Here is a 24139-nt window from a genome sequence, read left to right on the forward strand (position 1 = left end):
ACAGTGTCGAGAAGACGGGGTATCAACATATCTGGCGTTGACTTTTGGCACGCTGTTGAGTTCTCAAGGAACGGACGCTTCCTTCGGTCCCGTTTTACCGGGCCCTCCGGGCGCTTCCCTTCGGTGTTTCCAACCTTACCAGATCCTTTTACCGGTCATTTTCGACTGGAATTTGTTTCCGGTGGCCGTTGGAAGGCCTTTTGTCTTTCGACTCTTCGACTTTATCAGAATCGTTTCGGCCGATCGAATCGACCTTGCGTCTCTCATGAGAATCGAAGCGCCTCAGCGGAAAGCATTCGCGCTAGAGGCAGGTCAGATATTAACCATCCGTCGCGAGTATGTCTAACTCGCGGCAACCGTTAAAATCTACCTCCCCCTTGGTTCCGTGTCAACGGTCCCTTGGGGTGAACAGGAGGTTAGCAGGTCATCGGGCGTTGACGCACATCGAGCGTTGGGCCATCCGGGCATCCGTGGCGGGGTGCCGGGGATGTGGGGCGCTGTGTGGGGTCAGGCGAACGCGGACGGTGGGGTGTCGAGGTCCTCGAGTTCGATGCCGGGGGCCGAGAGGACCACGTCGCCGGCGATGTGCACGCTGTGCTGCTCGCCCGTGTCCAGCTCGTTGACCTGGTACTCGTCCACGACCAGCGGGCCGTTGTCGGTGCCGTGTGCTTCGCTTCCCAGCAGTTGCCAGGACTGGTCGAGGGTTCGGGGTGCCAGTACGGGGTCGGTGAACGCGACGAGCCGTAGGCGGGTGGCCGGGCTGTCGGGGGTGAGGCGCAGCAGTCGGGTGGCGGCGACGAGGAAGGCGGGGGACGCGCCGGTGAAGGCGTGGGCGGCGGCGTTGCCTTCGACGGCGTGCGTGCCGGAGGTGTCGGTGCGTACCCAGGTGACGCCGTCGATGGCCGCGGCGCGGATGTGCCAGTCGGCGGCCTGGAGTTCCAGGCGGAGCGGGCGGCCGAGTTCGTCGATGGTGAGGTCGACGGAGCCGGTGGGCTCGCCGGAGGGGGTGGTCACCTGGGAGACGTAGCGCCAGCCGGAGTGGCCGGGCGCGCAGTGGAACCGCTCTACGCCGAGGGGGGTGTGATCGTGCGGGTCATGGAGTGCGTAGCGACCGCGGGGCATGGTGAGGTCCTTGACGAATGAGGGTCTGCCCGGCCGGGGACGGCCGGGCAGACCCTCGTGCGCCCGCGCTACGGCGGGAGCGTCTTGTCGACTGCTGGGGTTACCGACCGCCGGTCTCCGTCAGAACGGCGCGCGCAGTGACGCGCGGGGCGCCGCGGGGTCGCGCCGTTCCGACCGGAGCGTCGGCGGGTGGATCAGTAGCGGTAGTGGTCGGGCTTGTACGGGCCCTCGACCGGGACGCCGATGTAGGACGCCTGCTCCGGGCGGAGCGTGGTCAGCTTGGCGCCGAGGGCGTCGAGGTGCAGGCGGGCGACCTTCTCGTCGAGGTGCTTCGGCAGCACGTAGACGCTCGTCGGGTACGCCTCCGGCTTCGTGAACAGCTCGATCTGGGCGATCGTCTGGTTCGCGAAGGAGTTGGACATGACGAACGACGGGTGGCCGGTGGCGTTGCCCAGGTTCAGCAGGCGGCCCTCGGAGAGGACGATGAGCTTCTTGCCCTCCGGGAAGGTCCAGGTGTGGACCTGCGGCTTAACCTCGTCCTTGACGATGCCGGGGATGTTGGCCAGGCCGGCCATGTCGATCTCGTTGTCGAAGTGGCCGATGTTCCCGACGATCGCCTGGTGCTTCATCTTGGCCATGTCGCTGGCCATGATGATGTCCTTGTTGCCGGTGGTGGTGATGAAGATGTCCGCCGTCTCCACCACGTCGTCCAGCGTGGCCACCTGGTAGCCGTCCATCGCGGCCTGGAGCGCGCAGATCGGGTCGATCTCGGTGATGATCACGCGGGCGCCCTGGCCACGGAGGGACTCCGCGGAGCCCTTGCCCACGTCGCCGTAGCCGCAGATGACCGCGACCTTGCCGCCGATGAGGACGTCGGTGGCGCGGTTGATGCCGTCCACGAGGGAGTGGCGGCAGCCGTACTTGTTGTCGAACTTCGACTTGGTGACGGCGTCGTTCACGTTGATCGCCGGGAACAGGAGGTCGCCGGCCTGGTGCATCTCGTACAGCCGGTGCACGCCGGTGGTGGTCTCCTCCGTCACACCGCGGATCTCGGACGCGAGCCGCGTCCACTTCTGCGGGCTCTCGGCGAGGGTGCGGTTGAGGAGCTGGAGGATGACGCGGTGCTCGTCGTTCTCCGCGGTGGAGACGTCGGGGGCCTTGCCGGCCTTCTCGTACTCCACGCCCTTGTGGACCAGGACGGTGGCGTCACCGCCGTCGTCGAGGATCATGTTCGGGCCGCCGGTGGCGGTGCCGGGCCAGGTCAGCGCCTGCTCGGTGCACCACCAGTACTCCTCCAGCGTCTCGCCCTTCCAGGCGAAGACCGGAATGCCCCGCGGGTCGTCCGGGGTGCCGTCCGGGCCGACGGCGACGGCCGCCGCGGCGTGGTCCTGGGTGGAGAAGATGTTGCAGGAGGCCCAGCGGACCTGGGCGCCGAGCGATGCCAGCGTCTCGATGAGCACGGCGGTCTGCACGGTCATGTGCAGCGAGCCGGTGATGCGGGCGCCGGCGAGGGGCTGGGCCGCGGCGTACTCCTTGCGGATCGCCATCAGACCGGGCATCTCGTGCTCGGCGAGGGAGATCTCCTTGCGGCCGAAGTCGGCCAGGGACAGGTCGGCGACCTTGAAGTCCTGGCCGTTCGCGTCGGCGGTCGACATGAATGCTGCTCCTCACGATTGGGGGTGGAGAGGTGTTCGGCTGGGCGTGCGATAGCGGACAGAGCTGTCCCCTGGTCGCAGCGCAGTCCGTCGGAGGCCCTCTCTCCCTCGGTCGGACCGCGAAAGGCGGACCGCCCGACCGCCATCAGCAGCGACGTCTGGCTGTCACGAATCTACACCGATCGGCCCAGCGAACCCCAGCCCCCTTGGCCCGTACGCGGTGGGTACCGGGGTGTCTCGGCCGCACCGTGGCGCGTTCCGGGCGGCGGTGGACGAGGCCCGATCGGACTGGCGTCGCCCGGGGTGTGGCGCCGGGCGCCCCGGGCGCGGGGCTGTCCGGGGCGTGTCGCGCGGCGACGGTCCGGGGGGAGGTCCGGGGGGCCACCGGTTCGGTCGACGCGCCCGATGCGGTGGGGCGAGCGGGCGGGGGCGCGGGGGGCTCGCGGTCACCACCTGCCCCGTCGGCAGCGCGCTCGCGCGCCTGGCCGCCGGGGATCCGGCCCGGGGCGCCGAGGCCCTGGGGCGCCGCGTCGCGGTGGAGACGCGGGGAGTGAGCGGGGCTGAAAACGTTCCCTTCGACAACGCTGTCAGGGATGCGGGTGCCGCCAGCCAAGACGTTGGCCGGGGCCGGTGGGGCGGCGGGCGCGGGACGTTGCGGAGTGGGGGAAGCGGCCTGGTGGGTGTCGATCCGAGCCGCGCGCCGGTGCCCGGCCCAGGGCACCGAGCCCGGGGGCCGGCGCGCCCGCCACCCACACCTCGGCGGACCGGCGCGTCCGCCCGCCGCCCGCGTACCCGTGAGCGGGCGGAACAGCGCTGATGGCAGACCACCCCGTCGATGGCCGGCGGGGTGGCTGTGGGGCGGGGTGAGTCAGGGGGTGGGTGAGGCGGGGGTCGCGCCTCGGGCGGCGGCCTCGGCGCTGTAGATGTCGGGCTCCAGGTAGATGACGCGGGCGATGGGGCAGGCGACGCGGATGCGTTCCTCGGCGGCGTCGATGGCCTCGGCGACCTGGGCGGCCGTGTCGTCGTGGCGTACCGCGATCTTGGCGGCGACCAGCAGTTCCTCGGGGCCGAGGTGGAGGGTGCGCATGTGGATCAGGTGGGTGACGGTCTCGCCGTCGACGACGGCCTCGCGGATCGCGGTCACCTGGTCGGCGTCGGCGGCCTCGCCGAGCAGCAGGGACTTCGTCTCGGCCGCGAGGACGACGGCGATCAGGACGAGGAGGACGCCGATGCACAGGGTGCCGATGCCGTCCCAGACGCCGTCGCCGGTGGCGAGGGCGAGGCCGACGCCGCCGAGCGCGAGGACCAGGCCGACCAGGGCGCCGAGGTCTTCGAGGAGGACGACGGGCAGTTCGGGGGCCTTGGCGCGGCGCACGAACTGGGACCAGCTCAGCGCGCCGCGTACCTCGTTGGACTCCTTGATCGCGGTACGGAAGGAGAAGGACTCGGCGATGATCGCGAAGACGAGCACGCCGACCGGCCAGTACCAGTGCTCGATGTCGTGCGGGTGCTGGATCTTCTCGTAGCCCTCGTAGAGCGCGAAGACACCGCCGATGGTGAATAGGACGATGGAGACGAGGAAGCCGTAGATGTAGCGCTCGCGGCCGTAGCCGAACGGGTGTTGCGGGGTCGCCTCGCGCTTGGCCTTCTTGCCGCCGAGCAGCAGCAGGCCCTGGTTGCCCGAGTCGGCCAGTGAGTGCACGCCCTCGGCGAGCATGGACGACGAGCCGCTGAATGCGAAGGCCACGAACTTGGCCACCGCGATGGCCAGGTTGGCGCCCAGCGCGGCGACGATCGCCTTGGTTCCGCCCGATGCACTCATGTGTGCGAGATATCCCTTCCACCCGGGTATGCCCGGCGCCTGACCCGGCGCCGGTGCTGACGACTGCTCTACCACTGCTTCGCGGCGGGTCATTGTTGCAGCCTCGGTGGGCGGGGTGGCGACAAGGGCGCCGTACGGGCCGAGCGTCGGACCCTCGCCCGGTGCGTGGGCGAGCGGGCGCGGACGGCTTCCAGAGACGGTCGGCGCGTACGCCGAGGAGTGGCGCCCCGACGCGGTGCCGGGCGTCGGGGCGCCGGAGGTCAGAGGGCGAGCGTGGCGCGGTAGAGCGTGCCCTCGCCGGTGAGCTCGATCGCCTGGGGGGCGGGGACGTAGGCCGACTCGCCCTGGGTCAGGCGCAGTTCGGCGGTCTCGGTCGGGCTGGCGGGGTGCGGGTCCCGCAGCGTGACCTGGCCCGCCGTGCAGAGCAGGATCTGGGGCGCGCCGGCCGGCAGGGGGTGCGGGGCGGCGTCGGCGGGCAGCACGTGGCGGGAGAGGCGGAACTCGTCGATGGGCGTCGCGTACACCTCCGCGCCGTCCGGGTCGGCCTCCGGGCGGAGTACGCCGGGTGGGGTGCTCTCGAACCTCACGACCCGCAGCAGTTCGGGTACGTCCACGTGCTTGGGCGTGAGGCCGCAGCGCAGCACGTTGTCGGAGTTGGCCATGAGTTCGACGCCCAGGCCCCGGATATACGCGTGCGGCACGCCGGCGCCCAGGTAGAGCGCCTCGCCGGGCTGGAGCCTGACGTGGTGGAGCAGCATGCCCGCGATGACGCCGGGGTCGCCGGGGAAGCTGTGGGCGACGGTCGCGTAGGCGGCGTACGCCTCCGCGTGCGGGCCGCCCTCGGCGGCCAGGCGGGTGGCGGCGGCGGTGGCCTCGGTGACGGTGGCGGCCATCGCCGTGCGGTCGGCGCTGAGGACGGCGGTGAGGACCTCGCGCAGCGCGTCGGTGTCCGGTACGGCGCGCAGGATGTCCACGAAGGGTTTGAGGGAGTCCACGTCGAGGGCGGCGAGCAGGTCGGCGGCCTCGGCGGGGGCCCGGAAGCCGCACAGCCCGTCGAAGGGGGTGAGCGCGCAGATCAGCTCGGGCTTGTGGTGGGCGTCCTTGTAGTTGCGGTGCGGGGCGTCGACGGGCACCCCGCGCGCCTCCTCGTCCGCGAACCCGGCCCGCGCCTGGTCCAGGTCGGGGTGGACCTGGAGGGAGAGCGCGGTCTCGGCGGCCAGGACCTTGAACAGGAAGGGCAGTCGGTCGCCGAAGCGGCGCACGGCGCGCGGGCCGAGTTCGCCTTCGGGATCGGCGGTGATGACGTCGTTGAGCCCGACGGGGCCCGCGCCACGGTCGATGTGCGACGGGGCTCCCGGGTGGGCGCCCATCCACAGCTCGGCCTGCGGCTGCCCGGTGGGCTGGGTGCCCAGGAGTTCGGGGATGGCGGTGGTGGACCCCCAGGCGTAGGGGCGCACGGTGTTGGCTAGGCGGTCCATGGGGGTCCTGACTGTCGGTGGCGTGCCGTCGCCTGCGGGGCGGCGTCGGGCCGGGCCGGCGGGGGTGGCGCGCGGGTCGCGGGCGCGCCGGGCGGGCCCGGGTTCCGTACGGGGTGGGGCTCGCGGGCGGGCGACGGGGCTGCGGGGTGGGTTGCTGCGGCGGGTTGGCGAGAGGTGGGGGACGTGTGGGGTTACGCCGTCGTCGGACGGCCGACGGGCGCGTAACCCACGGTGTTCATGATCCCTCTACGCCGGCGATCGCCAGGTAAACGGCGGCGAAATCCGTGATGGCGAGCAGTTCAGCAGCGTTCTCCAGCGCCTGCTCCGCCGTCGGTTCGAGCTCGCTGATCGCGGTGTCGTGGGAGAGCGCGAGATCGCGGGCGGCGGGGGCGGCCGACAGGTCGGCGGCGGTCGGGGCCTGCGGGGTCGGCCGGTCCCGCAGCAGCACCACGCGGGCCCGCAGCGCCTCCGGGTCGTCCACGCGGTCGCGGAAGAAGTCGTCGGGGTCGGCGCCTCCGGCGAACGCGCCGGTCAGCAGCGCGCCGTGGACCCGCATCGCGTCGGGCAGCTCGGCGGCCAGCGCGGGCCGGCCGGCCACGGCGCCGAGCAGTCGGGCGAAGCGGCGGCCCACGGCGCCGGCGAGCTCCCCCTCGGTCCACACCAGCGGCAGCGCGTCGGCCAGCTCGGCGGCGAGCGACTTGGCCGGGTTGCGGTGGGTGGCCTGGACGGGCCCGCAGCGCTCGGCGACCTGGTCGAGCCGGTCGGCCACCTGTTGCAGCACCTCGGGCGGCGCGTGCACCAGGCCGATCCGGTCGACGAGGGCGAGCAGCGGGGTGAGGACGGCCCACAGCGCGCCGGGCGACTGGTCCTCGGGGTAGGGGTTGGTGTGCTGGGCGGCGGGGGGCGCGGCCTCGCCGTGCGGGTGGGTGCCGAACGCGCCGACGGCGGGCGCCTCGGGGCGGGGGTGGGCCTCGCCGGGGGCCAGCGGCGGCGGGTTGGTGCCGCCCTCGCCGGGCGCGGGGCGCGCGGGTTCGTCCGGCGCGGGGGCCGCGGGCCACTCGGTGGGCGGGTCGCCGGCGGGCGGTGTGCCGTCGCCGTACGCGTCCTCGCCGTACGCGCCCTCGCCGGCGGGCGGTGCGTACTCGGGGGTCGGTTCCGGGCGGGGGGCCGGGGCCGTGGGGATGACCAGGCCACGGGCCCGCTCGACGTCCTCGACCAGCGGGGTGCCGGTCGGACAGACCGCCACGACGGAGCAGCCGCGCCGGTACGCCTGGTCGATCAGCACGCCGAGGCCCGGCTCGGAGCCATCGGGGCTGGTCACGGCCAGCAGGTCCAGGGGGCCCACCCAGCCGGGCAACGTCCAGCGCAGGGCTCCGGCGGCGGGCGCGACGCCGGTGGGGCGGATCAGGGAGACGGGCACGCTACCGCCGGTGAGCGCGCCGAGCAGGTCGGCGGTGCAGTCCGCCACGCTCCCGGGGCCCGCCACCAGGACCGCGCGGGGCCTGCCGTCGGGCCGCAGGTCCGCGATCCCGGCCTCGGCGGCGTACCGCGCGGCCATGCGCACCCGGGCGCCGGCCTCCGCCGCGCCCCGCAGCAGGCCGCGGGTATCGGCTCGGGCCAGGGCTTCGGGGGCGTCGAGGAGCGATTCGTCGAGCATGGTGCGTCGGCCTCCGATCGCCGTGGGGCGTGCGCGCGGTGCGCGGGTCAGGCCGGGCGGCGCGCCTCGTCCACCAGGAGTACGGGGATCTCGTCCCGGATCGGGTAGGCCAGGCCGCACTCCGCGCCCTCGCAGACCAACTCCGGCGTGGCCGCCGCCGACTCGTCCCGCAGCGGGGCGTGACACGCCGGGCAGGCGAGGATCTCCAGGAGGCTGGCTTCGACCGGCATGGTCTTCCCTTCACAACGGGCACAGTGCTGTGCGGCCCAGGGTACCGCCGCGCTCCGGGCCGGGCGTCCCACGGGCCGGAACGGGGTGGCTGCGTGGCTGCCGCCGGCTTCCGGGGAGGGGCTGGGCCCGGGCTGGGAGTGGCTCCGCCAGGCCGCCGGGAGGGGCTGGGCTGGGAAGTGGCTCCGCCTGGCCGCCGGGAGGGGCTGGGTTTGGAGGGGGCGGGCCCCTGGCCCTCGCGGGCCGGCTTGGGGTAGCTGGCCGCTGGCTCGCGGGGGGCCGGCCTTCGGGAAGGGGCTGGGTTCGGAGGCGACTGGCCCCCTGGCCGTCGCGGGCCGGAGCCGGGTGCGGGGCGCGGTGGCTGGCGCCGGCTGGCGGGGGCGGGCCGGGTTTGGAGGTGGGTGGGTGGCGGCTGGGCTTCGTGGGCGGGCTCGCGCTGGCTATGTGGGGAACGCGGTGGCCGCCGGTGACTCGCGGAAGCGGGCCGGGCTTGGGGACGACTGGTCACCGGCCCTCGCGGGCGGGCTGGCGCTGGGGACGTGGTGGCTGCCGTCGGCTTGCGGGAGTGGGCCGGGCTTCGAGGTGGCCGGCCGGTTGGCCCTCGCGGGCGGGCCCGCGTCAGGTACGAGGTCGGGGGCGGCTTGGGCGGCGTCGGGTTCCGAGGGGGAGGCGCGGGGGCGGGCGCCGGCTCGCGGAGAGGGGCCGGTTTGCGGGGCGGGTTTGGCCTGGGGTGGTGGGCCGGCGGGCCGCGCGGGCGGGGTTGGTTCGGGGGACGGCGCCGACAGTCGGGTGGCCGCCTGGGGCTGGGACCGGGGCGGGGGCCGTCGGTAGCCGGGGGTCGTGTCGACGCCGGCTGGCGTCGGCGTACGGAGGGCGGGCGCGGACGGTGTCGTCCGGCCGCTGGTGGGCGGCGCCGGAGCAGTGGGCGGGTACGGGGGGCTCGCGGCCCGCGCCCCCGTACGCGTACGGTCAGCCGACCCGTACGGTCAGCCCGACGCGCGCGGCTGGCGTGACTGGGCGGCGGCTCCGCCCCCACCGCACGCGCCCCCACCCGGCCACCCGCACACGCCCGCTCTCGCGCGGGTGCCCGCGCCCGGGCCGGCGCGCGCACGGGCGAGCGCGTTCTCGGGTAGCGACCTGCCGAGCCCGCGCGCGTACGGACGCGCGCGGGCGTATCGACCATCGGCGCTCGCGTGGAGCGGGGGCGGCGGTGGGGTCAGGCGCGGACGATCGCGAGGACCTCGTCGCGGACCTGTGCCACCGTCTGGGCGTCCCGGGCCTCGACGTTCAGCCGCAGCAGGGGCTCGGTGTTGGAGGCGCGGAGGTTGAACCACCAGGTGGCGGCGGTGACGGTGAGGCCGTCGAGGTCGTCCAGGCGTACGTCCGGGCGGTCGGCGAAGGCGGCCCGGACGGCGGCGGCGCGGCCGGGCTGGTCGGCGACGGTGCTGTTGATCTCGCCGGAGGCGGCGTACCGGTCGTAGCGGGCGACGAGCGACGAGAGCGGGCCGTCCTGCTCACCGAGGGCGGCCAGCACGTGCAGCGCGGCCAGCATGCCGGTGTCGGCGTTCCAGAAGTCGCGGAAGTAGTAGTGCGCGGAGTGCTCGCCGCCGAAGATCGCGCCGGTGCGGGCCATCTCCGCCTTGATGAAGGAGTGGCCGACGCGGGTGCGTACGGCCGTGCCGCCGGACTCCGCGACGACCTCGGGCACCGACCAGGAGGTGATGCAGTTGTGGATGACGGTGCCGCCCGGGTGCTTGGCCAGCTCGCGCTCGGCGACCAGCGCGGTGATCGCCGACGGCGGGACCGGCTCGCCGCGCTCGTCCACCACGAAGCAGCGGTCCGCGTCGCCGTCGAAGGCCAGGCCGAGGTCGGCGCCGCTCTCCCGGACCTTCGCCTGGAGGTCGACGATGTTCTTCGGGTCGAGCGGGTTGGCCTCGTGGTTGGGAAACGTTCCGTCGAGCTCGAAGAAGAGCGGGATCAGCTCGATCGGCAGGCCGTCGAAGACGGTGGGCACGGTGTGGCCGCCCATCCCGTTGCCCGCGTCCACGACCACCTTCAGCGGGCGGCTCGCGGTCAGGTCCACCAGGGTGCGCAGGTGGGTCGCGTAGTCGGCGAGCACGTCCCGCTGGGTGATCGTGCCGGTGGTGGGGGCGCTCGCGGGGGCGCCCTCGGTCATCCAGCGCTCGACCAGGGCCCGGATCTCGGCGAGCCCGGTGTCCTGGCCGACCGGGGCGGCGCCGGCGCGGCACAGCTTGATGCCGTTGTACTGGGCCGGGTTGTGGCTCGCGGTGAACATCGCGCCGGGCAGGTCGAGCGCGCCGCTCGCGTAGTACAGCTCGTCGGTCGAGCACAGGCCGATCTCGGTGACGTTCACGCCAAGCGCCGCCGCGCCCTCGGCGAACGCCCGCGAGAGCCCCGGGGACGACGGCCGCATGTCGTGGCCGACGACCACCGCGTTCGCGTCCGTCACTTGTGCGAAGGCCGCGCCGAACAGTGCGGCCAGCGCCTCGTCCCACTGGTCGGGGACGACCCCGCGCACGTCGTACGCCTTCACGATCTGCGACAGATCAGCCACGGCCTACTCCTCCTGGACAACGTTGAAGGGTGCCAAATCTACCGGTGGGGAGGGTGACGCCTCCCGTGCGGTCGCCCCCGCGGGCACGGGCCGCCGCCGCGCCGGCGGGCTCACGCTACGCCCCCGCCCGTGACCCCCCGCACGGTGTCGGCCACCGCCGGCGCCCCGGCCGCGCGGGTGCGGCGGGGCGGGGCTCGGCGAGGGCGGAGGGGCGGACGCGGTGAGCGCACGCGGGGGTGGGCGAGGGCGTACGGCGGCGGGTGGTGCGGCGTACGGGGAGCGGGGCGGGCGACCCGCGCGCGGGGGTGGGGCGCGAGCGGGGGCGGGGCCGGTGGGTGGTGCTCGCGGGCGCCGGCGCGCGCCGTCACGGCAGCATCCAGCTCAGCGCCACCGTGCTCTGGGCCAGCACGATCAGGCACATCGCCAGCAGCAACCCCAGACTCCACGGCAACACCTTGCGCAGCAGGTCGCCCTCCCGGCCCGTGAGGCCCACGGCGGCGCAGGCGATGGTGAGGTTCTGCGGCGAGATCATCTTGCCGAGCACGCCGCCGGAGCTGCCCGCCGCCGCGAGGAGTTCGGGCGAGAGGCCCGATTCGCGGGCGGCCGTCACCTGGAGCCCGCCGAAGAGCGCGTTGGCCGAGGTGTCCGAGCCGGTGACGGCGACCCCGAACCAGCCGAGCACCGGCGACAGGAAGGCCAGCCCGCCGCCGGCCGCCGCGACGAAGTGGCCGATCGTGGCCGCCTGGCCGGAGAGGTTCATGACGTAGGCGAGGGCGAGCACGCTGGTCACGGTCGTGATCGCGGACCGCAGCTCCCGCACCGTGGCCAGCCACTCCCCCGCCGCCGCCCGCCAGGGCACCCGCAACACCAGGGCCGTGCCCAGGCCGGCGAGGAGCACGAGCGTGCCCCCGGCGGCGGCCAGCGGCAGGACCAGCACATTGGCGCCAACTCGCTCCCCGTCGGCGCCCGCCACGTCGAGGAAGGGCCAGTCGATGTGGCGCGTGGCCCGCGCCAGGACGTCCTTGACCGGGCCGAGCTGGCCGATCGAGAAGACCGCGACGATCAGCGCGTACGGGGCGTAGGCGCGCAGCACCTCCGGGCGCGGGTCCACCCGGTCGAGGTCCGCGCCCCGGGCGCCGGTCAGCACGGCCGCGCGGACCTCGGCGGAGGCGGGGCGGCGGGCGGCGGGCGTGGCCGCCAGGGCGGCGGCGCCGGCGAGCGCGGCGCCGATGTCGGCGAGCTGGGCCGAGACGTAGTTCGCCGCCGCGAACTGCGCGAGCGCGAAGGCGAGGCCGCAGGCGAGCGCGGGCCGCCAGGTCTCGCGCACCCCGCGCCGGCCGTCCACCAGGCCGACCAGGAGCAGCGGTACCAGCAGCGCGAGCAGTGGGGTCTGCCGTCCGACGACGGCCGCGACGGTGTCCAGCGGCAACTCGGTGACCTGCGCGAGCGTCACCACGGGGGTGCCCATGGCGCCGAAGGCGACCGGCGCGGTGTTGGCCACCAGGGCGACCACCGCCGCCTTGACCGGGTCGAAGCCGAGCGCGACCAGCATCACCGAGCAGATCGCCACCGGCGCCCCGAACCCGGCCAGCGCCTCAAGGAGCGCCCCGAAGCAGAACGCGATCACCAGGGCCTGTGTCCGGGGGTCGTCCGAGAGCCGGCCGAAGGAGCGGCGCAACACGTCGAAGTGCGCGGTACGCAGCGTCATCCGGTACACCCACAGGGCGTTGACGACGATCCACAGGATGGGGAAGAGGCCGAACACCGCGCCCTGCGCGGCGCTGGACAGCGTCTGCCCGACGGGCATGTCGTACGCGCCCCAGGCGACGAGCGCCGCGACGGCCAGGCCGGCGAGCCCCGCGCGGGGCGCCGGGGTGCGCAGGGCGCCGAGCAGAGTGAGGACGGTGGCGAGCGGAAGGACGGCGACGAGCGCGGACAGGGCGAGCGAGCCGGCGACCGGCTCCAGTTGCGGCACGAACAAGCGGACCTCCCGGGCTCCAGGAATGGTCGTGTCCGCGACAAGCTGACGTCAATGAGGCGGGTGCCTCTCCGCCGGCGGGCACTTCCCCTCGGTGGCCACCTCCCGGCTGGCGGGCGTCGCGATCCGCCCGCGCGCCGGGCCCGCCCCCTGCCGCGTCACGCGGGCACAGCCGTCGAGGGCGTCGCCCCGCGAGGCGGCCAGGGCGACACCGACACCCCGCCTCGGCGCGAGCACCCCTCGCGGGCCCGCTCCGCGACGGCGGAGCGGCGCGACACCGGCCCACGCGAGGCGCGCTGACGCGCACGGGAACAGCGGGACGGCAGCCCACGCGTCGGCGACGGCTGGTGCAAGCCGGACGGCGAAGTGGCGGGGCACCAGCCCACGCGGCGGCACGCTGACACGCACGGGAACAGCGGGACGGCAGCCCACGCGTCGGCGACGGCTGGTGCAAGCCGGACGGCGAAGTGGCGGGGCACCAGCCCACGCGGCGGCACGCTGACACGCACGGGAACCACGGGACGGCAGCCCACGCGGGCGGCGACGGTTGGTGCGAGCCGGACGGCGAAGTGGCGGGACGCCAGCCCACGCGGCGGCACGCTGACTCGCACGGGCACGACGGGCGGGTGCGGGCCGGCCGGCCATCCTCACGCCACCGAACGCGGGAGCCGGGGCGGCGCCGAACGGCGGGAGCCGGGTCAGCCCGGCAGGCGGCCTCAGCCCTCGACGGGCCACCGGGGCGGTCGGCCATCGCGTGCGCTGGCCAACCGGCGAGGCCGGGAGGGATGAGCGTGACAGGTGCGCCGGGAAGGTCACTGAGCTGGGGTTTCAGACTGTCGCGAACGCGGACGGATTACGCGGCACCCCTCTCGGTGGGGGGCGGCGCTACGGCCGGGGCGGCAGGTACGGCCGGTGTGACCGGGATGGCGGGTGTGACCAGGGCGGCAGGGTGGCGGGAGGCCGCTACGACCGGGTGGCGGGTGGCGGGTGGCGGGTAGAACCGGGTGGCGAGGGCGGTCGGGCGGCGGGCGGTAGGTGCGGCCCGGGCGGAGGCGGCCCGATGGGAACGAGGGGCGGCGGATCGGCCGGAACGAGACGTGGGCCAGCCGTGCGGCAGGGCCGCTCGACAGGCCCGGCGACACGGCCGGCTTCGCGGCCACGCGCGGACGACGGGTACGGCAGGGCGGTGGAGACGACCCGGCGGCGTACGGGGCCCGACGGATCGGCCGGATCAGGGACGTAGGCCGCCCGGGCGGCAGGGCCGCGCGGCAGGCCCGGTGACACACAGCCGGCTTCGCGGCCACGCGCGGACGGCGGTGCGAGGGGCGTAGACGGCGGGAGTCGCCCGGGAGGCTCGGCGTTCTGGGCGGCGGGCGGCTGTGGCGCCGAACGCGGGGACGCGACTGCGCACGTGACGGGCCGTTGGCTGATCAGTCGTCGTATGGCGGGCCGTCATACGGACCCGTCGCGGCACGCTCCCCTCGGGCGGCGGCTCGGGGGAGAGAGGCCGCGCCGGGGGGCGGAGGCGGGGCCGGGCGCGACGGACGCGGCGTCGGGGTGTACGCCTCGCCGGCTGTCGGGACCGGCGCGAGCGAGCGGCACCGGGGCGTCGGGGGCATGCCTCACCGCGCGAGGCGGCGGGCGAGTGTCCAGCGGCGGCCGGACGAACCGGCAGGTCGGTACGAGCGTGCGGCCAGTACGAGCGGCAGGTACCCGTACGAGCGGTGGGTACCGGTCAGCGGCGGAGCCGGGGGCGGCGGGCAGGGCGCCGGCGGCGACGTGGGTCAGGAGTCGGGTGAGCGGAGGACCCGCAGGTGGGCGCGGCGGGCGACCTCCATCGGGTCGGCCTCGCGACCGTGTGGCGCGGCGGAACCGGGCACTCCGGGCCCCCGGTCGTGGGGACGCGCGGCCTCGCGCACGGCGTTGGCGAGCGCTTCGAGATCGTCACCGCTGGGTCTGGTGGGGCCGGAGTCCACGGCGAGTCGGACGACTTCCCAGCCGCGCGGGGCGGTGAGGCGTTCCGAGTGCTCCGAGCACAGGTCGTAGCAGTGCGGCTCGGCGTAGGTGGCGAGCGGCCCCAGGACCGCGGTGGAGTCCGCGTAGACGTACGTCAGCGTCGCGACGGCGGGACGACCGCACGCGGTGCGCGAACAGCGACGTACAGGGCTCACGACGTTGGACGGTACCGCACTCTTGAACGGGCCGCGACGACTCTCCATGACCTCACTCCACCGTGTCGTCCACATTCATCTTGTGAACCCGGCGGCCAGCCAACCAGCCTGACCTGCGTAAGGCCAGCGGTCGCGAGGATTCCCCCGGGATGATTCCTGTCACCATTCGATCCCATTGACGCCCGCGACCGCGGGCCCGGGTCGCCAGGAGCCGTCGATATTCGAACGCGAACATGGCCGGAATGTTCATCCACAGACAGGGGGCGTCACGCCCGACGGCCGCGTGTTCCCGGGCCTCCGGCGGCTACTCTCGTCAGTGATGGACACCCCCGTACCTCCCCCGGCCGGCGCTGGGGGCACACCCACCCCACCCGGGCCCGGGGACACCACCCGTGGCCCGGCCGGTTCCCGGGACGCCGGCGCCACGCCGGTGGACGCCGGTGGCTCCCGCACGCGGGACGGGGGCGCCCGCGCGGCGGCCGGTGCCGACGCGGGCCCGCCGGCGGGCGGGCCGCGCCCGCGTCGCCGGGACCGGCACGGCCGTGGCATGCGCGGGCCGATCGCGCCGCCGCAGGTGCCGCTCTCGATCAGCCGTGCCGAGGCGTTCGACGACCTGGTGCACGACTCGGCGGAACGGCTGGAGCGGCGCTGGCCGCAGCTGTCCGGCGTCGACTTCTCCGTCCGTGACGTGCCGCTCCTGGACCCGGGCGCGGACGACGGGCTCGGGCCGGGAGCCTGGAGCGACGACGCGGTGCCGCTCGGCCGGTTCCTGGCGGCCGAGGGCGAGCGGCCGGCGCGGATCGTGGTCTTCCGCCGACCGATCGAGATCCGTACCAAGAGCCGCGACGAGCGCGCGCTCCTGGTCCACGAGGTGGTCGTCGAGCAGGTCGCCGAGTTGCTGGGGCTGGCTCCCGAGTCGGTCGACCCGCGCTACGGGCAGGACTGACCGGGCGGTTTTCTCCCGAACTGGTCCGGGCCCGCCGTGGAATCGCGTCCCGTCAGGTCGCCCGACAGTCACCCCCGGGCGCGTGCTTTCGGCCATTTCCGGTGGCCGACACACCGGCCGGCCACCAACCCTCCGGGCCCCGGCCACCGGCACGCGCCCACAGCGCGCCCCGACACCGCCCGGGCGGAACCGGCCGGGCCACCGCCCGGGCGGAACCGGCCGGGCCGAACCAGGGTCGCGACGCGAGCCCCGGCCACGGCGGTGGGACGGCCCGGCCGCCCGCGTTCAGTCGTTGAGCAGCGACAGGTCCTGGTGGCCGCGCGGCACCGCGACCGTGCCCCGGTCGTCGGGGAGCCCCTGGATGGTGAACATCGGCCCGTCGTCCGACTCGACCTCAAGCTGTCGGGACGCGTGGACGGGCCCGCCGCCCCGGCGTTCGACCGTCACCGCGTACGGGCCCTTCGCGCCGGACGGGCGGGGCGGGGTGAGGGCGAGCGTCGTGCCGGCCTTGACCGTGACCTGCTGGCTGGCGGGGGTGCCGCCCTCGCTGCCGGCCGAGGAGGTGACCCGCACCGTCGCGCTCTCCCCGGGCGCGGTCAGTGACAGCGTGCTGCCCTTGGCCCGGTTGTCGGCCACCGTGCCGCGACTGTCGATGGCCGCGGTGGCCGGGATGAACGCCGTCTCCTGCTGGCCGCCCTTGCCACGCGTCACGCGCAGCGCCGCCACGAACGGCGCCGAGGCGCGCCCCTGCGGTGTGAGGACCAGCGAGCCCGGCTCGCCCTTCGTCAGGTCGCCGAGGTCGACCGAGGTCGTCATGCGGCTCTTGACGCTCAGCGACTCGTGCCCGGCGGGGGTGAGGGTGCCGGACGGGCCGGAGAGCTGGATCTTCACGTCGGCGTCGCCGGAACCGGTGGCGTAGGCGACCAGGCGTACCGAGGTGGCGTCCTTCGGGATGCCGGGGAGTACGGCGGCGGTGGCGGGCGGGGCGGCGGCCGGGAGCCAGTCGCTGCCGATGTTGGCGTCCACGGCCTGCACGCTGGCGCCGACGCGGCCCGAGCGCACGGCGGCGTGCAGCGTCACGTTGATGGTCGGCTTGCTGATCAGGGTGGACAGCAGGACGGCCTTGGTGGAGTGCGGCGGGATGTTGATGGACTCGCCGCTGGGCGCCTCCAGCCGGCCGTCCTCGCCGTACAGTTCCAGGTCGACCACGGCCTGGCCGGCGTCGGGGTTGGTGAGGTGGACGTAGTCCTGGCGGTCGCCCGCGGTGCTCGCGCCGGGGAACCAGAAGTCCGTGCCGGGCGCGACGCAGGAGGCGCCGAGCAGGCCGCGGCCGTCGCCCGCGCTGACGGTGGTGGTCTGCTGCACGGTCCAGCCCGGGGCGAGCGCGCCGTCGGCGACACCGACCAGCGCCGGCGCGTCGGAGCGCGAGGTGGTGTCGGTGACCGGCGTGCCGGGCGTCTTCAGCGGCACCACGGGCTCGCCCGTCAGGACGTCCCCGGGGCCGCTCGCGCCCGTGCCGCCCTTCTTCGCGTCCCGCTTCTCGTCGCGGTCCGCGTCGTCGCCGTCCGGGGCGCCGCCGGTGTCCGTCGGGTGCGCGGGGAGCAGGGCGGCGGTGCCCTTGTCGCCCGCGCCCCCACCCGATGGCGTGTACGCGGTGTACGTCGTCTCGCCCAGCTCGGACGAGGTGGGCGCGGGGCACACCAGCGAGGAGCGTTCGACGGGCCGGCGGGTCGCGACGGTGGTGCCCGCGCCGGCGTCCGCGTCGGAACCGGAGTCCCCGGTCATCGACGCGACGCCGGTGACGGCGGCCAGGGCGGTGGCGGCGGCGATGAGGGAGAGGGTGGTGCGGTTCATGCCTGGCTCCCGTCACGGCGGGGCCCGGGGATGGTGCCGTCGCCGTACGTCGTGTCGTCCTGCCCGGCCTGCCCCGCCTCGGGGGCGCCCGGGTACGGCTGGCCGTAGCCGTAGGGGTCGTAGCCGCCCTGGTAGCCGCTGCCGGCGTACGGATCGGCCTGAGCCTGCGGATATCCGCCCGCCACCTCGTCGCCCGACTGACCGCCGGCGAGGGGCGGGCCCGGGTAGCCGGCGCCCTGGCCCATGTCCTGTCCCTGGCCGCCCTGGCTCTGGGCGTACGGGTGCTGGGCGTACGGGTCGTGGGGGTAGGTGCCCTGGTGGGGCACCTGGTACGGCTGCTGCCCCGGCTGGCCCGTGGGATAGCCGCCCGCGTCGTCCCAGCGTTGTGCGTAGTCCTGCTGGGGTACGGCTCCCGGGCGCGGCGCCCCGTACGGGTCGCCGGGCGGGGCGGGCGCGGGGGCGCCGGGCGGGGGTGGTGGTGCGGGCGCCTGGGGCGGGGCGGGCGGCGCCGGCGGGGCGGCGGCCGGGGGCGGGCCCCAGCCGTCGTGCGGGTCGGCCGCGCCCGAGGGGTCCCCACCGGTCGCGGGCGCGGGGTCCGCGCCCGGGGTGGCCGGGGCCGCGTCGGGGGTCGCCGGGTCGCCGAGGCCGGGTTGGGCCGCCTCGGCGGCGGCCCGCAGCCGTCGCGCCCGCCGTCCCTCGCCGGCCACGGCGGGTGCGGGCGCCCCCGCCGGCTCGCCCGGCGCCGAGGCCGAAGCGGCGGCCGGGACGGCGGCGGGAGTGGCCGGGGCCTCGGCCGTCGGCAGGTCGTCATCGACCTCCCGGCGCCGGCCGGGCAGCGCGAGGACCAGCAGCACCAGGGTCAGCAGCCCCTGGGCCCACACCCACAGCGTGTGGCTGGTCGGCGTCTCGTAGCTGAGGGCGAGCCGGCCTCCGCTGGCGGGCAGCTCGAACCCCTGGGCCCAGCCGTCCACGGTGGTCCGCTTGAGCTCCTTGCCGTCCAGGGTGGCCCGCCAGCCGGGCGCGGCCTCGTCGGCGACGCGCAGCACCCGCCCCTCGGGTCCCGCCGGCAACGTGTCGTGCGCGGTGACCGGGCCGGCCGCGACCGGCACCGGGGCGACCTCGGTCGCGCCGGCGCCCTCGCCCCTGGGGGTGGGCGGCATGACGGCCACCCGCGAGACGCGCTGGTCCACCCGCCACAGGGCGCTGCCGTCCTGCTGGCTGAGCCGGGTCAGGCCCGGCGTCGTGTCCAGCACGCGGGCGAACTGGCGCGGGGCGCTGTCGCGGACCAGGACGTAGCGCACGGCGTACCCGCCGAGCTGGCTGGTCTGGTCGGCGCCCGAGCCGGCGACGAGGTTGGCCACCACGCCGTCCAGCCGCGCGTCCCCGCCCGCCTCGGCCGCGGCCTCGGCGTCACCGAGCCGCGCGCCCGAGCCACGGACCAGGATGTAGTCGACACGCGCCGCGCTGCCGTCGAGCACCAGGGTGCGGGCCTGGTCGCGGGTGCGGGCCTCCTCGGCGACGAAGGCCGGGACCTGCACCGGGTCGCGCCGCTCCAGCGGCCCGTCCGCGCCGCCCAGCATCCAGGTGCAGGCGGCGATCAGCGGGCCCAGGCCCGCCGCGAGCGCGATGAGCGCGGCCACCGGCTGCCGCCAGCCGAAGCTCTGCTCGGCGACCCGGGCGCGGGCGCCCTCGGCTCCCACCAGCGCGGCGCACAGCAGCGCCAGGCCGTAGACCAGGGTCGCCGGACCGGCCCAGCGATCGCCACCGGCCAGCGCCGCGAACAGGAACCCGACCAGTGCCACCGCCCACGCGGCGCGCACGGCCAGCTGCCGCTGGGAGCGCAGCAGGGCGGCGAGCGCGGCCAGCGGCACGCCGACCATGAGCAGCGCGCCCGGCGCGCCCGGCCCGCCGGGGGTCAGGGTGAGCAGTTCCAGGGCGGAGGCCGCGCCGCTCGCGTAGTCGAGCCCGGCCTCCTCCAGGAGCCGCCCCGGGTGCGTCAGCAGCGACAGCGACCAGGGGGCGAGCATCAGCAGTGGTGTGAGGGCCACGGCCACGAAGCGCGTCCCGTACGCGAGGAGCTGGCCGGTGCCGCCCCGGGCCCCGCGCAGCGCGAGCACGCCCACGCCGACGACCATCGCGATCGGCCACACCACCGGCGTGAAGGCCATGGTGAAGGTGAGCAGCAGCGCGTACGCCCACACCGCGCGCCAGCCGGGGACCCGGCCGCCGCCAGGCGGGAGGGTCAGCCCGGAGGCGGAGACGGCGGCACGCGCCATCAGCGGCAGCAGCACGGCCAGCACGGCGGTGCCCAGCCGGCCGCTGGCCAGCGCGCCCGTGGTGGCGGGCAGGAACGCGTACGCGACGCTGGCCCAGGCCCGCAGCAGCCGGGAGCCGATCAGCGGCCGGGAGGCGAAGTAGGCGGTGAGGCCGGCCAGCGGCACCGAGCAGACCAGCAGCAGGGTCAGGGTGAAGCCGGTGCTGCCGAGGAAGAAGGTGGCCAGCGCGGCGAGGGCGGCCAGGTAGGGCGGGCCGGCGTCGGGCGAGCCGACGCCGACGGGCTGCCAGGTGTCGGTGTAGCGGGCCCACAGGTCGCCGACGTCGCCGGGGGCGGGCAGCAGGGCGCCGCCGGCCAGCGAGCCGCCGCCGATCAGGTCGCGGCAGGCGAGGAGGGAGATCAGCAGCAGCGCCACGAACAGCACCGGGCCCGGCTTGCGGGCGACGCGCTTGAGCCGGGTGAACTGCTCGACCTCCAGGAAGTCGGCGTCGTCCCCACCGGGCCCGGACTCCACGGCCCCGTGCCGGCCGCCGGCCGCCGACTCCGGTTCGGAACGCCCGCCGAGGCCGCTGGCGAGCTGTTCGACGGTGGCCCGCACGGTCGCGCCCGGCGGCGGGAACAGCGGGCGCAGCTCGCTGGCCTCCACCACGGGTCGCCCGCGCGCGCGCCGCGCGGCGAGCACCCGCTCGGGGCGCAGCAGGACGGCGCACAGTCCGGCGAACTCGTCCACGGCCTGGCCCGGCGCCTTGCCCACCAGATAGCCGAGGGTGCGCACCAGGGTGCCGAGCACGACGCGCAGCAGGACGTAGGGCAGCAGGGCGCCACGGGTGTTGGCCAGCAGCGCGTAGACGGCGCCGGCCTTGTCGACGCGGTGCGGCGAGGAGCCACGGGGCGCCAGGCGGCGCAGCGCCGAGCCCTGGTCGTTGCCGCCGGCGTCGGCGGCGCGGCCCGCGCGGCCCGCGCAGTCGATGGGTCGCCGCTCGCGGGACGCGGCCTCGGCGTGCCGCAGTACCGCGTCCGGGGCGACGAGCACCTGGTGGCCGGCGGCCTGGGCGCGCCAGCACAGGTCCACGTCGTCGCGCATCAGCGGGAGGCGGGCGTCGAAGCCGCCGAGTTCGTCCCAGACGTCGCGTCGTACGAGCATGCCGGCGCTGGAGACGGCGAGCACGGGACGTACCTGGTCGTGCTGGCCCTGGTCCTGCTCGCGGCGTTCGAGGCCGGTCCAGCGGCGCCCGCTGCGGGCGATGCTGACGCCGACTTCGAGCAGCTGCCGCTTGTCGTACCAACTGCGCAGCTTGGGTCCGACGATGGCGGCGCGCGGGCTGGCGTCGGCGACGCGCAGCAGCTCGGCCAGGGCGCTCGGCTCGGGGGCGCAGTCGTCGTGCAACAGCCACAGCCACTGCACGGGTTCGCCGTGCGGCAGCTCGGGCATCTCGTACGCCTCGTCGCGCCAGGTGCGCGTGGCGGGGTCCCAGCCGCTGGGCCGCCTGAGATAGGGCAACTGGTCCGGCGTCAGCAGCGGGGCGGTGCGCACCGCTTCGTCGACGGCCGTGCCGAAGCCGCTGCGGCGGGCCAGGTGCAGGACCCGTTCCGGGCCGAGCGCCTCGGTCAGCAGTCCGGCGGACGCGTCGGCGCTGCCGGTGTCGGCGGCGACGGCGTACTGCACGGGGCGTTCCTGGCCGAACAGGCCGGCCAGCGCGTCCGGCAGCCAGCGTGCCCCGTCGTGGGCGACGAGCACGGCGGTGACCACGTGCCGGGGGAACTCGGGCGTGGAGGACGCGGCGCCACCGTGGGTGGGCGCGAACTCGGCGGGTGCGGCCGGGTAGGAGGCCGCCGATTGGCTGTGCACGGACATCGAGGTACGGGCCCCGGTTCGCTGGACTGCGGTGGACGCGTGGGCCCCGGTGGGGCACGGTGCGTCTCGGACGGGCCCCCACACTAACGGCTCAGCCGCTCGGCCCCCTCGCGCCGTCGAGGCCGCGCGGGCGGCTGCGCGTGCGGGCCACGGGGCGGGGCGCGCGCGGTCGCGCGCACGGCGCTCGGGCCCGCTCGGGCTCCCACGCGGCCCCGGCGCGCCCGCCGGTGCGGCCACAGAGCCGCGCCCGAGCAGAGGTCGCTACCGGCCCGAGCCCCCGCGCCGCCCCGCCCGCCCCGGTCGGGAAACGGCCGCCCGGCGCTCGGATACGTTCACATCGCGCACCGCGACGGACACCCGCGCGTCCCGCCCTGTCCCGACACACCCGGCGCCACGGCCCGCACGCATGTGCGCGCCCCCGCGCCGTGCCCCGACCACTCCTTCACCCCGCGCTCGGCCGACGCGACGGGCGGCCGACGCGGCGTCAGCGATCCGTACGGGTGGGGCGCGCGAGTCCGGGCGCCCGGTCGGGTCCTGGCGCGGCAGTGGCGGTCCGTGCGAGCGGGGCCCACACCGCTCCGCACGGCGGGGGCGACGGACGCCCCGTACGTCAGGGCGTGAACCCGGCGCGGACGGGGCACCCGGCTACGCGGACGGGGGCGGGGCGATCCGGGCGGGAACGGCCGGAAGGACGCCCGAGGACGGCGCGAGGGGCCCGGCCCGTGGGCGGCGCGTGCCGGGGCGGCGGTCACAGACCGGACGAGGGGGCGCGGCGCGGGGGGGCCGACGGCGGCGCGGGGCGCGGTGGGCGCGCGGGTCCGGGACGGCGCGGGGTGCGGCGCGATGGGAGCGCCCAGCACAACGGTCCGCCTCCTGCGCGTCGCAGCGCCGGGGGCGGACCGTGGGTGAAGCGTGTGTGGGGGGATCTGGCGTTCAGACCGCGGCCTTTTTCAGTCGTCGGCGTTCACGTTCAGACAGACCGCCCCAGATTCCAAAGCGTTCATCGTGCGCGAGGGCGTATTCGAGGCACTCGGAGCGGACCTCGCAGGCGAGGCAGACCTTCTTCGCCTCGCGCGTGGACCCGCCCTTTTCCGGGAAGAACGATTCAGGGTCGGTCTGAGCGCACAGTGCGCGCTCCTGCCAGCCGAGCTCCTCGTCCGCCTCTTCGACCAGCAGTTGCTGGAACAACTCGGTCATGTGCGCCCCTCGTCCGTCATCGCGTCGCGTGCCGCCGCCGTGAGCGTGAACGACACGTGTGAAATTACAAGTGTGCCGATCCGAGCCAGTCAAGCCGAGATCTGCTATTGGGCCGCTTATTCACTCTGCGGAACCAAGGGCTTGCAGAAAGTGTTCAAATCGACATAAAGCCAGACACATCCATCGCCCCGCCGTCCGTGGCGCGCGCCAAGGCGTCTCCCCACCGAAGCAGACGCCACGCCCGTCGGTTCCAGTTGCGGTCCACACGCCGAAGCGAACCGGATCACATTCCGCCCACGCACGGAACCAACGATCGCGGGCACCCCTCGGCGTCAACGACTGCGGATGTGCGCCACCTCTCCGGTGACCCGGCTGCACAAACCTTTCTCCAGCCGGAGTAACCGGATGAGGTGAAACATTACCCCCAAAATGGACAGCAGGTTGACAGGATCGAGCAGACCCGGTCTCCTTGGTCGCATGTCAGTGAGCTCCCTGCCCCGGCCGACCCGTGTCCACGGGTTCCGCTGCGCTGTGCGGACTCGCTGTAGCTGTTCCAGCTGTTGATGCCCCCGAGCTCCAGCTTCTCGCGTACCACCCTCGTTCCACCGCCTCCGTGCGCCCGTCGGGTTACCGGCCGTAGCACGCGAGGCTGATCGCACCGCGCGCCACCCGCACATATGCCGAGGAACTTCCGTACATGAACAGCGATGTCCAAATCGCCGGGGACTGGCTCGACATTCCCCACCTGCTGCCGCCGATCCCCGCCCACCCGAGCACCGTCTCGGGCTTCGCCCACCTCGCCCGCACCATCGCCGCCGACCGCGCGAGCTGGGAACCCCTGGTCGCGTACGACGCCACCAGCCGCTGGTACCACAGACTGCGCACCGGCCCCGGGTACGAGGTCTGGCTGCTGAGCTGGGTTCCGGGGCAGGGCAGCGGGGCGCACGACCACGGCCGCTCCAGCGGCGTCTTCACCGTCCTGCGGGGCCGGTTGACCGAGCGCACCGCGCACGGCCAGCGGGCCCTGGGCCCCGGCGCGCAGCACGTGATCGCCCCCGGGTACGCGCACGACGTCGTCAACGACTCCCTCGAACCCGCCGTCAGCCTGCACGTCTACTTCCCCGGCCTGACCGACATGCCCTTCCACCCCGGGCGACCCGACCGGGTCGGCGCCGCCGACGCGGCTCCGGCCGCCAGGGCACGCGCCCCGCGACAGCGGCCGACGGTCCCGGCGTTCGGCCCCGGCGGTCACTGACCCGCCCCGGCCGCGCGCCGGGGCCCCGGGAACGGCCCCGGACGGGCACGGCGGGCCGCGCGTCGGGGGCC

15 protein-coding genes are annotated in these 24139 nt (G+C 75.4%); 3 read left to right on the plus strand and 12 right to left on the minus strand.

All coding sequences use genetic code 11. From position 1 onward, the window contains the following. Positions 1–346 (plus strand): hypothetical protein (locus ACFVFR_RS30900; protein WP_383707769.1); only part of this gene is annotated, 346 nt, incomplete at its 5' end. 161 nt (positions 347–507) lie between these two features. On the opposite strand, the gene ACFVFR_RS30905 is transcribed toward ACFVFR_RS30900, so the two are convergent. The 9 genes from ACFVFR_RS30905 to ACFVFR_RS30945 form a co-directional block, all read right to left on the minus strand. Continuing rightward, positions 508–1122 carry a hypothetical protein gene (locus tag ACFVFR_RS30905; RefSeq protein ID WP_383707771.1) on the minus strand — a complete coding sequence of 205 codons (615 nt, stop codon included), beginning with the start codon at positions 1120–1122 and terminating at the stop codon, positions 508–510. Positions 1123–1316: 194 nt separating this feature from the next. Next, on the minus strand, positions 1317–2777 hold the full coding sequence (ahcY, locus tag ACFVFR_RS30910; protein WP_383707773.1) for an adenosylhomocysteinase: 1461 nt from the start codon (positions 2775–2777) through the stop codon (positions 1317–1319). A gap of 868 nt (positions 2778–3645) precedes the next feature. Continuing rightward, complete coding sequence (locus ACFVFR_RS30915) at positions 3646–4599, minus strand: cation diffusion facilitator family transporter (protein WP_383707775.1); 954 nt, start codon at positions 4597–4599, stop codon at positions 3646–3648. 260 nt (positions 4600–4859) lie between these two features. Further along, positions 4860–6077, minus strand: coding sequence for a mannose-6-phosphate isomerase, class I (manA, locus tag ACFVFR_RS30920; protein ID WP_383707777.1), 1218 nt, complete (start codon positions 6075–6077; stop codon positions 4860–4862). A 235-nt stretch (positions 6078–6312) separates the two neighbouring features. Continuing rightward, positions 6313–7734: an SIS domain-containing protein gene (locus ACFVFR_RS30925; RefSeq protein WP_383707779.1), complete on the minus strand. Its 1422-nt coding sequence runs from the start codon at positions 7732–7734 to the stop codon at positions 6313–6315. 47 nt (positions 7735–7781) lie between these two features. Further along, entirely contained in the window at positions 7782–7964 is a 183-nt protein-coding gene (locus ACFVFR_RS30930; RefSeq protein ID WP_383707781.1) for a Trm112 family protein, read from the minus strand. Between the two features lie 1214 nt (positions 7965–9178). Next, positions 9179–10537, minus strand: a complete 1359-nt coding sequence (locus tag ACFVFR_RS30935; protein ID WP_383707783.1) for a phosphomannomutase/phosphoglucomutase — start codon at positions 10535–10537, stop codon at positions 9179–9181. Positions 10538–10901: 364 nt separating this feature from the next. Beyond that, positions 10902–12518 carry an L-lactate permease gene (locus ACFVFR_RS30940; RefSeq protein ID WP_383707785.1) on the minus strand — a complete coding sequence of 539 codons (1617 nt, stop codon included), beginning with the start codon at positions 12516–12518 and terminating at the stop codon, positions 10902–10904. A gap of 1781 nt (positions 12519–14299) precedes the next feature. Next, positions 14300–14734 carry a DUF3499 domain-containing protein gene (locus ACFVFR_RS30945; protein WP_383707787.1) on the minus strand — a complete coding sequence of 145 codons (435 nt, stop codon included), beginning with the start codon at positions 14732–14734 and terminating at the stop codon, positions 14300–14302. Between the two features lie 382 nt (positions 14735–15116). Here ACFVFR_RS30945 and ACFVFR_RS30950 point away from each other — a divergent pair, with 382 nt between their 5' ends. Then, on the plus strand, positions 15117–15632 hold the full coding sequence (locus tag ACFVFR_RS30950; RefSeq protein WP_383707795.1) for a metallopeptidase family protein: 516 nt from the start codon (positions 15117–15119) through the stop codon (positions 15630–15632). Between the two features lie 285 nt (positions 15633–15917). Here ACFVFR_RS30950 and ACFVFR_RS30955 read toward each other — a convergent pair whose 3' ends face one another. The 3 genes from ACFVFR_RS30955 to ACFVFR_RS30965 form a co-directional block, all read right to left on the minus strand. Continuing rightward, positions 15918–17486 (minus strand): DUF5719 family protein, encoded by a 1569-nt coding sequence (locus tag ACFVFR_RS30955; protein ID WP_383707789.1) that lies wholly within the window; start codon positions 17484–17486, stop codon positions 15918–15920. Beyond that, positions 17483–21616 carry a glycosyltransferase gene (locus ACFVFR_RS30960; RefSeq protein ID WP_383707790.1) on the minus strand — a complete coding sequence of 1378 codons (4134 nt, stop codon included), beginning with the start codon at positions 21614–21616 and terminating at the stop codon, positions 17483–17485. Before ACFVFR_RS30960 ends, ACFVFR_RS30955 begins: the two co-directional genes overlap by 4 nt. 933 nt (positions 21617–22549) lie before the next feature. Then, positions 22550–22813: a WhiB family transcriptional regulator gene (locus tag ACFVFR_RS30965; protein ID WP_176161945.1), complete on the minus strand. Its 264-nt coding sequence runs from the start codon at positions 22811–22813 to the stop codon at positions 22550–22552. A gap of 697 nt (positions 22814–23510) precedes the next feature. Here ACFVFR_RS30965 and ACFVFR_RS30970 point away from each other — a divergent pair. After that, entirely contained in the window at positions 23511–24068 is a 558-nt protein-coding gene (locus tag ACFVFR_RS30970) for a cysteine dioxygenase (protein WP_383707793.1), read from the plus strand. The last annotated feature ends 71 nt before the right edge of the window (positions 24069–24139 follow it).

This window comes from Streptomyces sp. NPDC057702 (assembly GCF_042799315.1).
Lineage (GTDB): Bacteria > Actinomycetota > Actinomycetes > Streptomycetales > Streptomycetaceae > Streptomyces.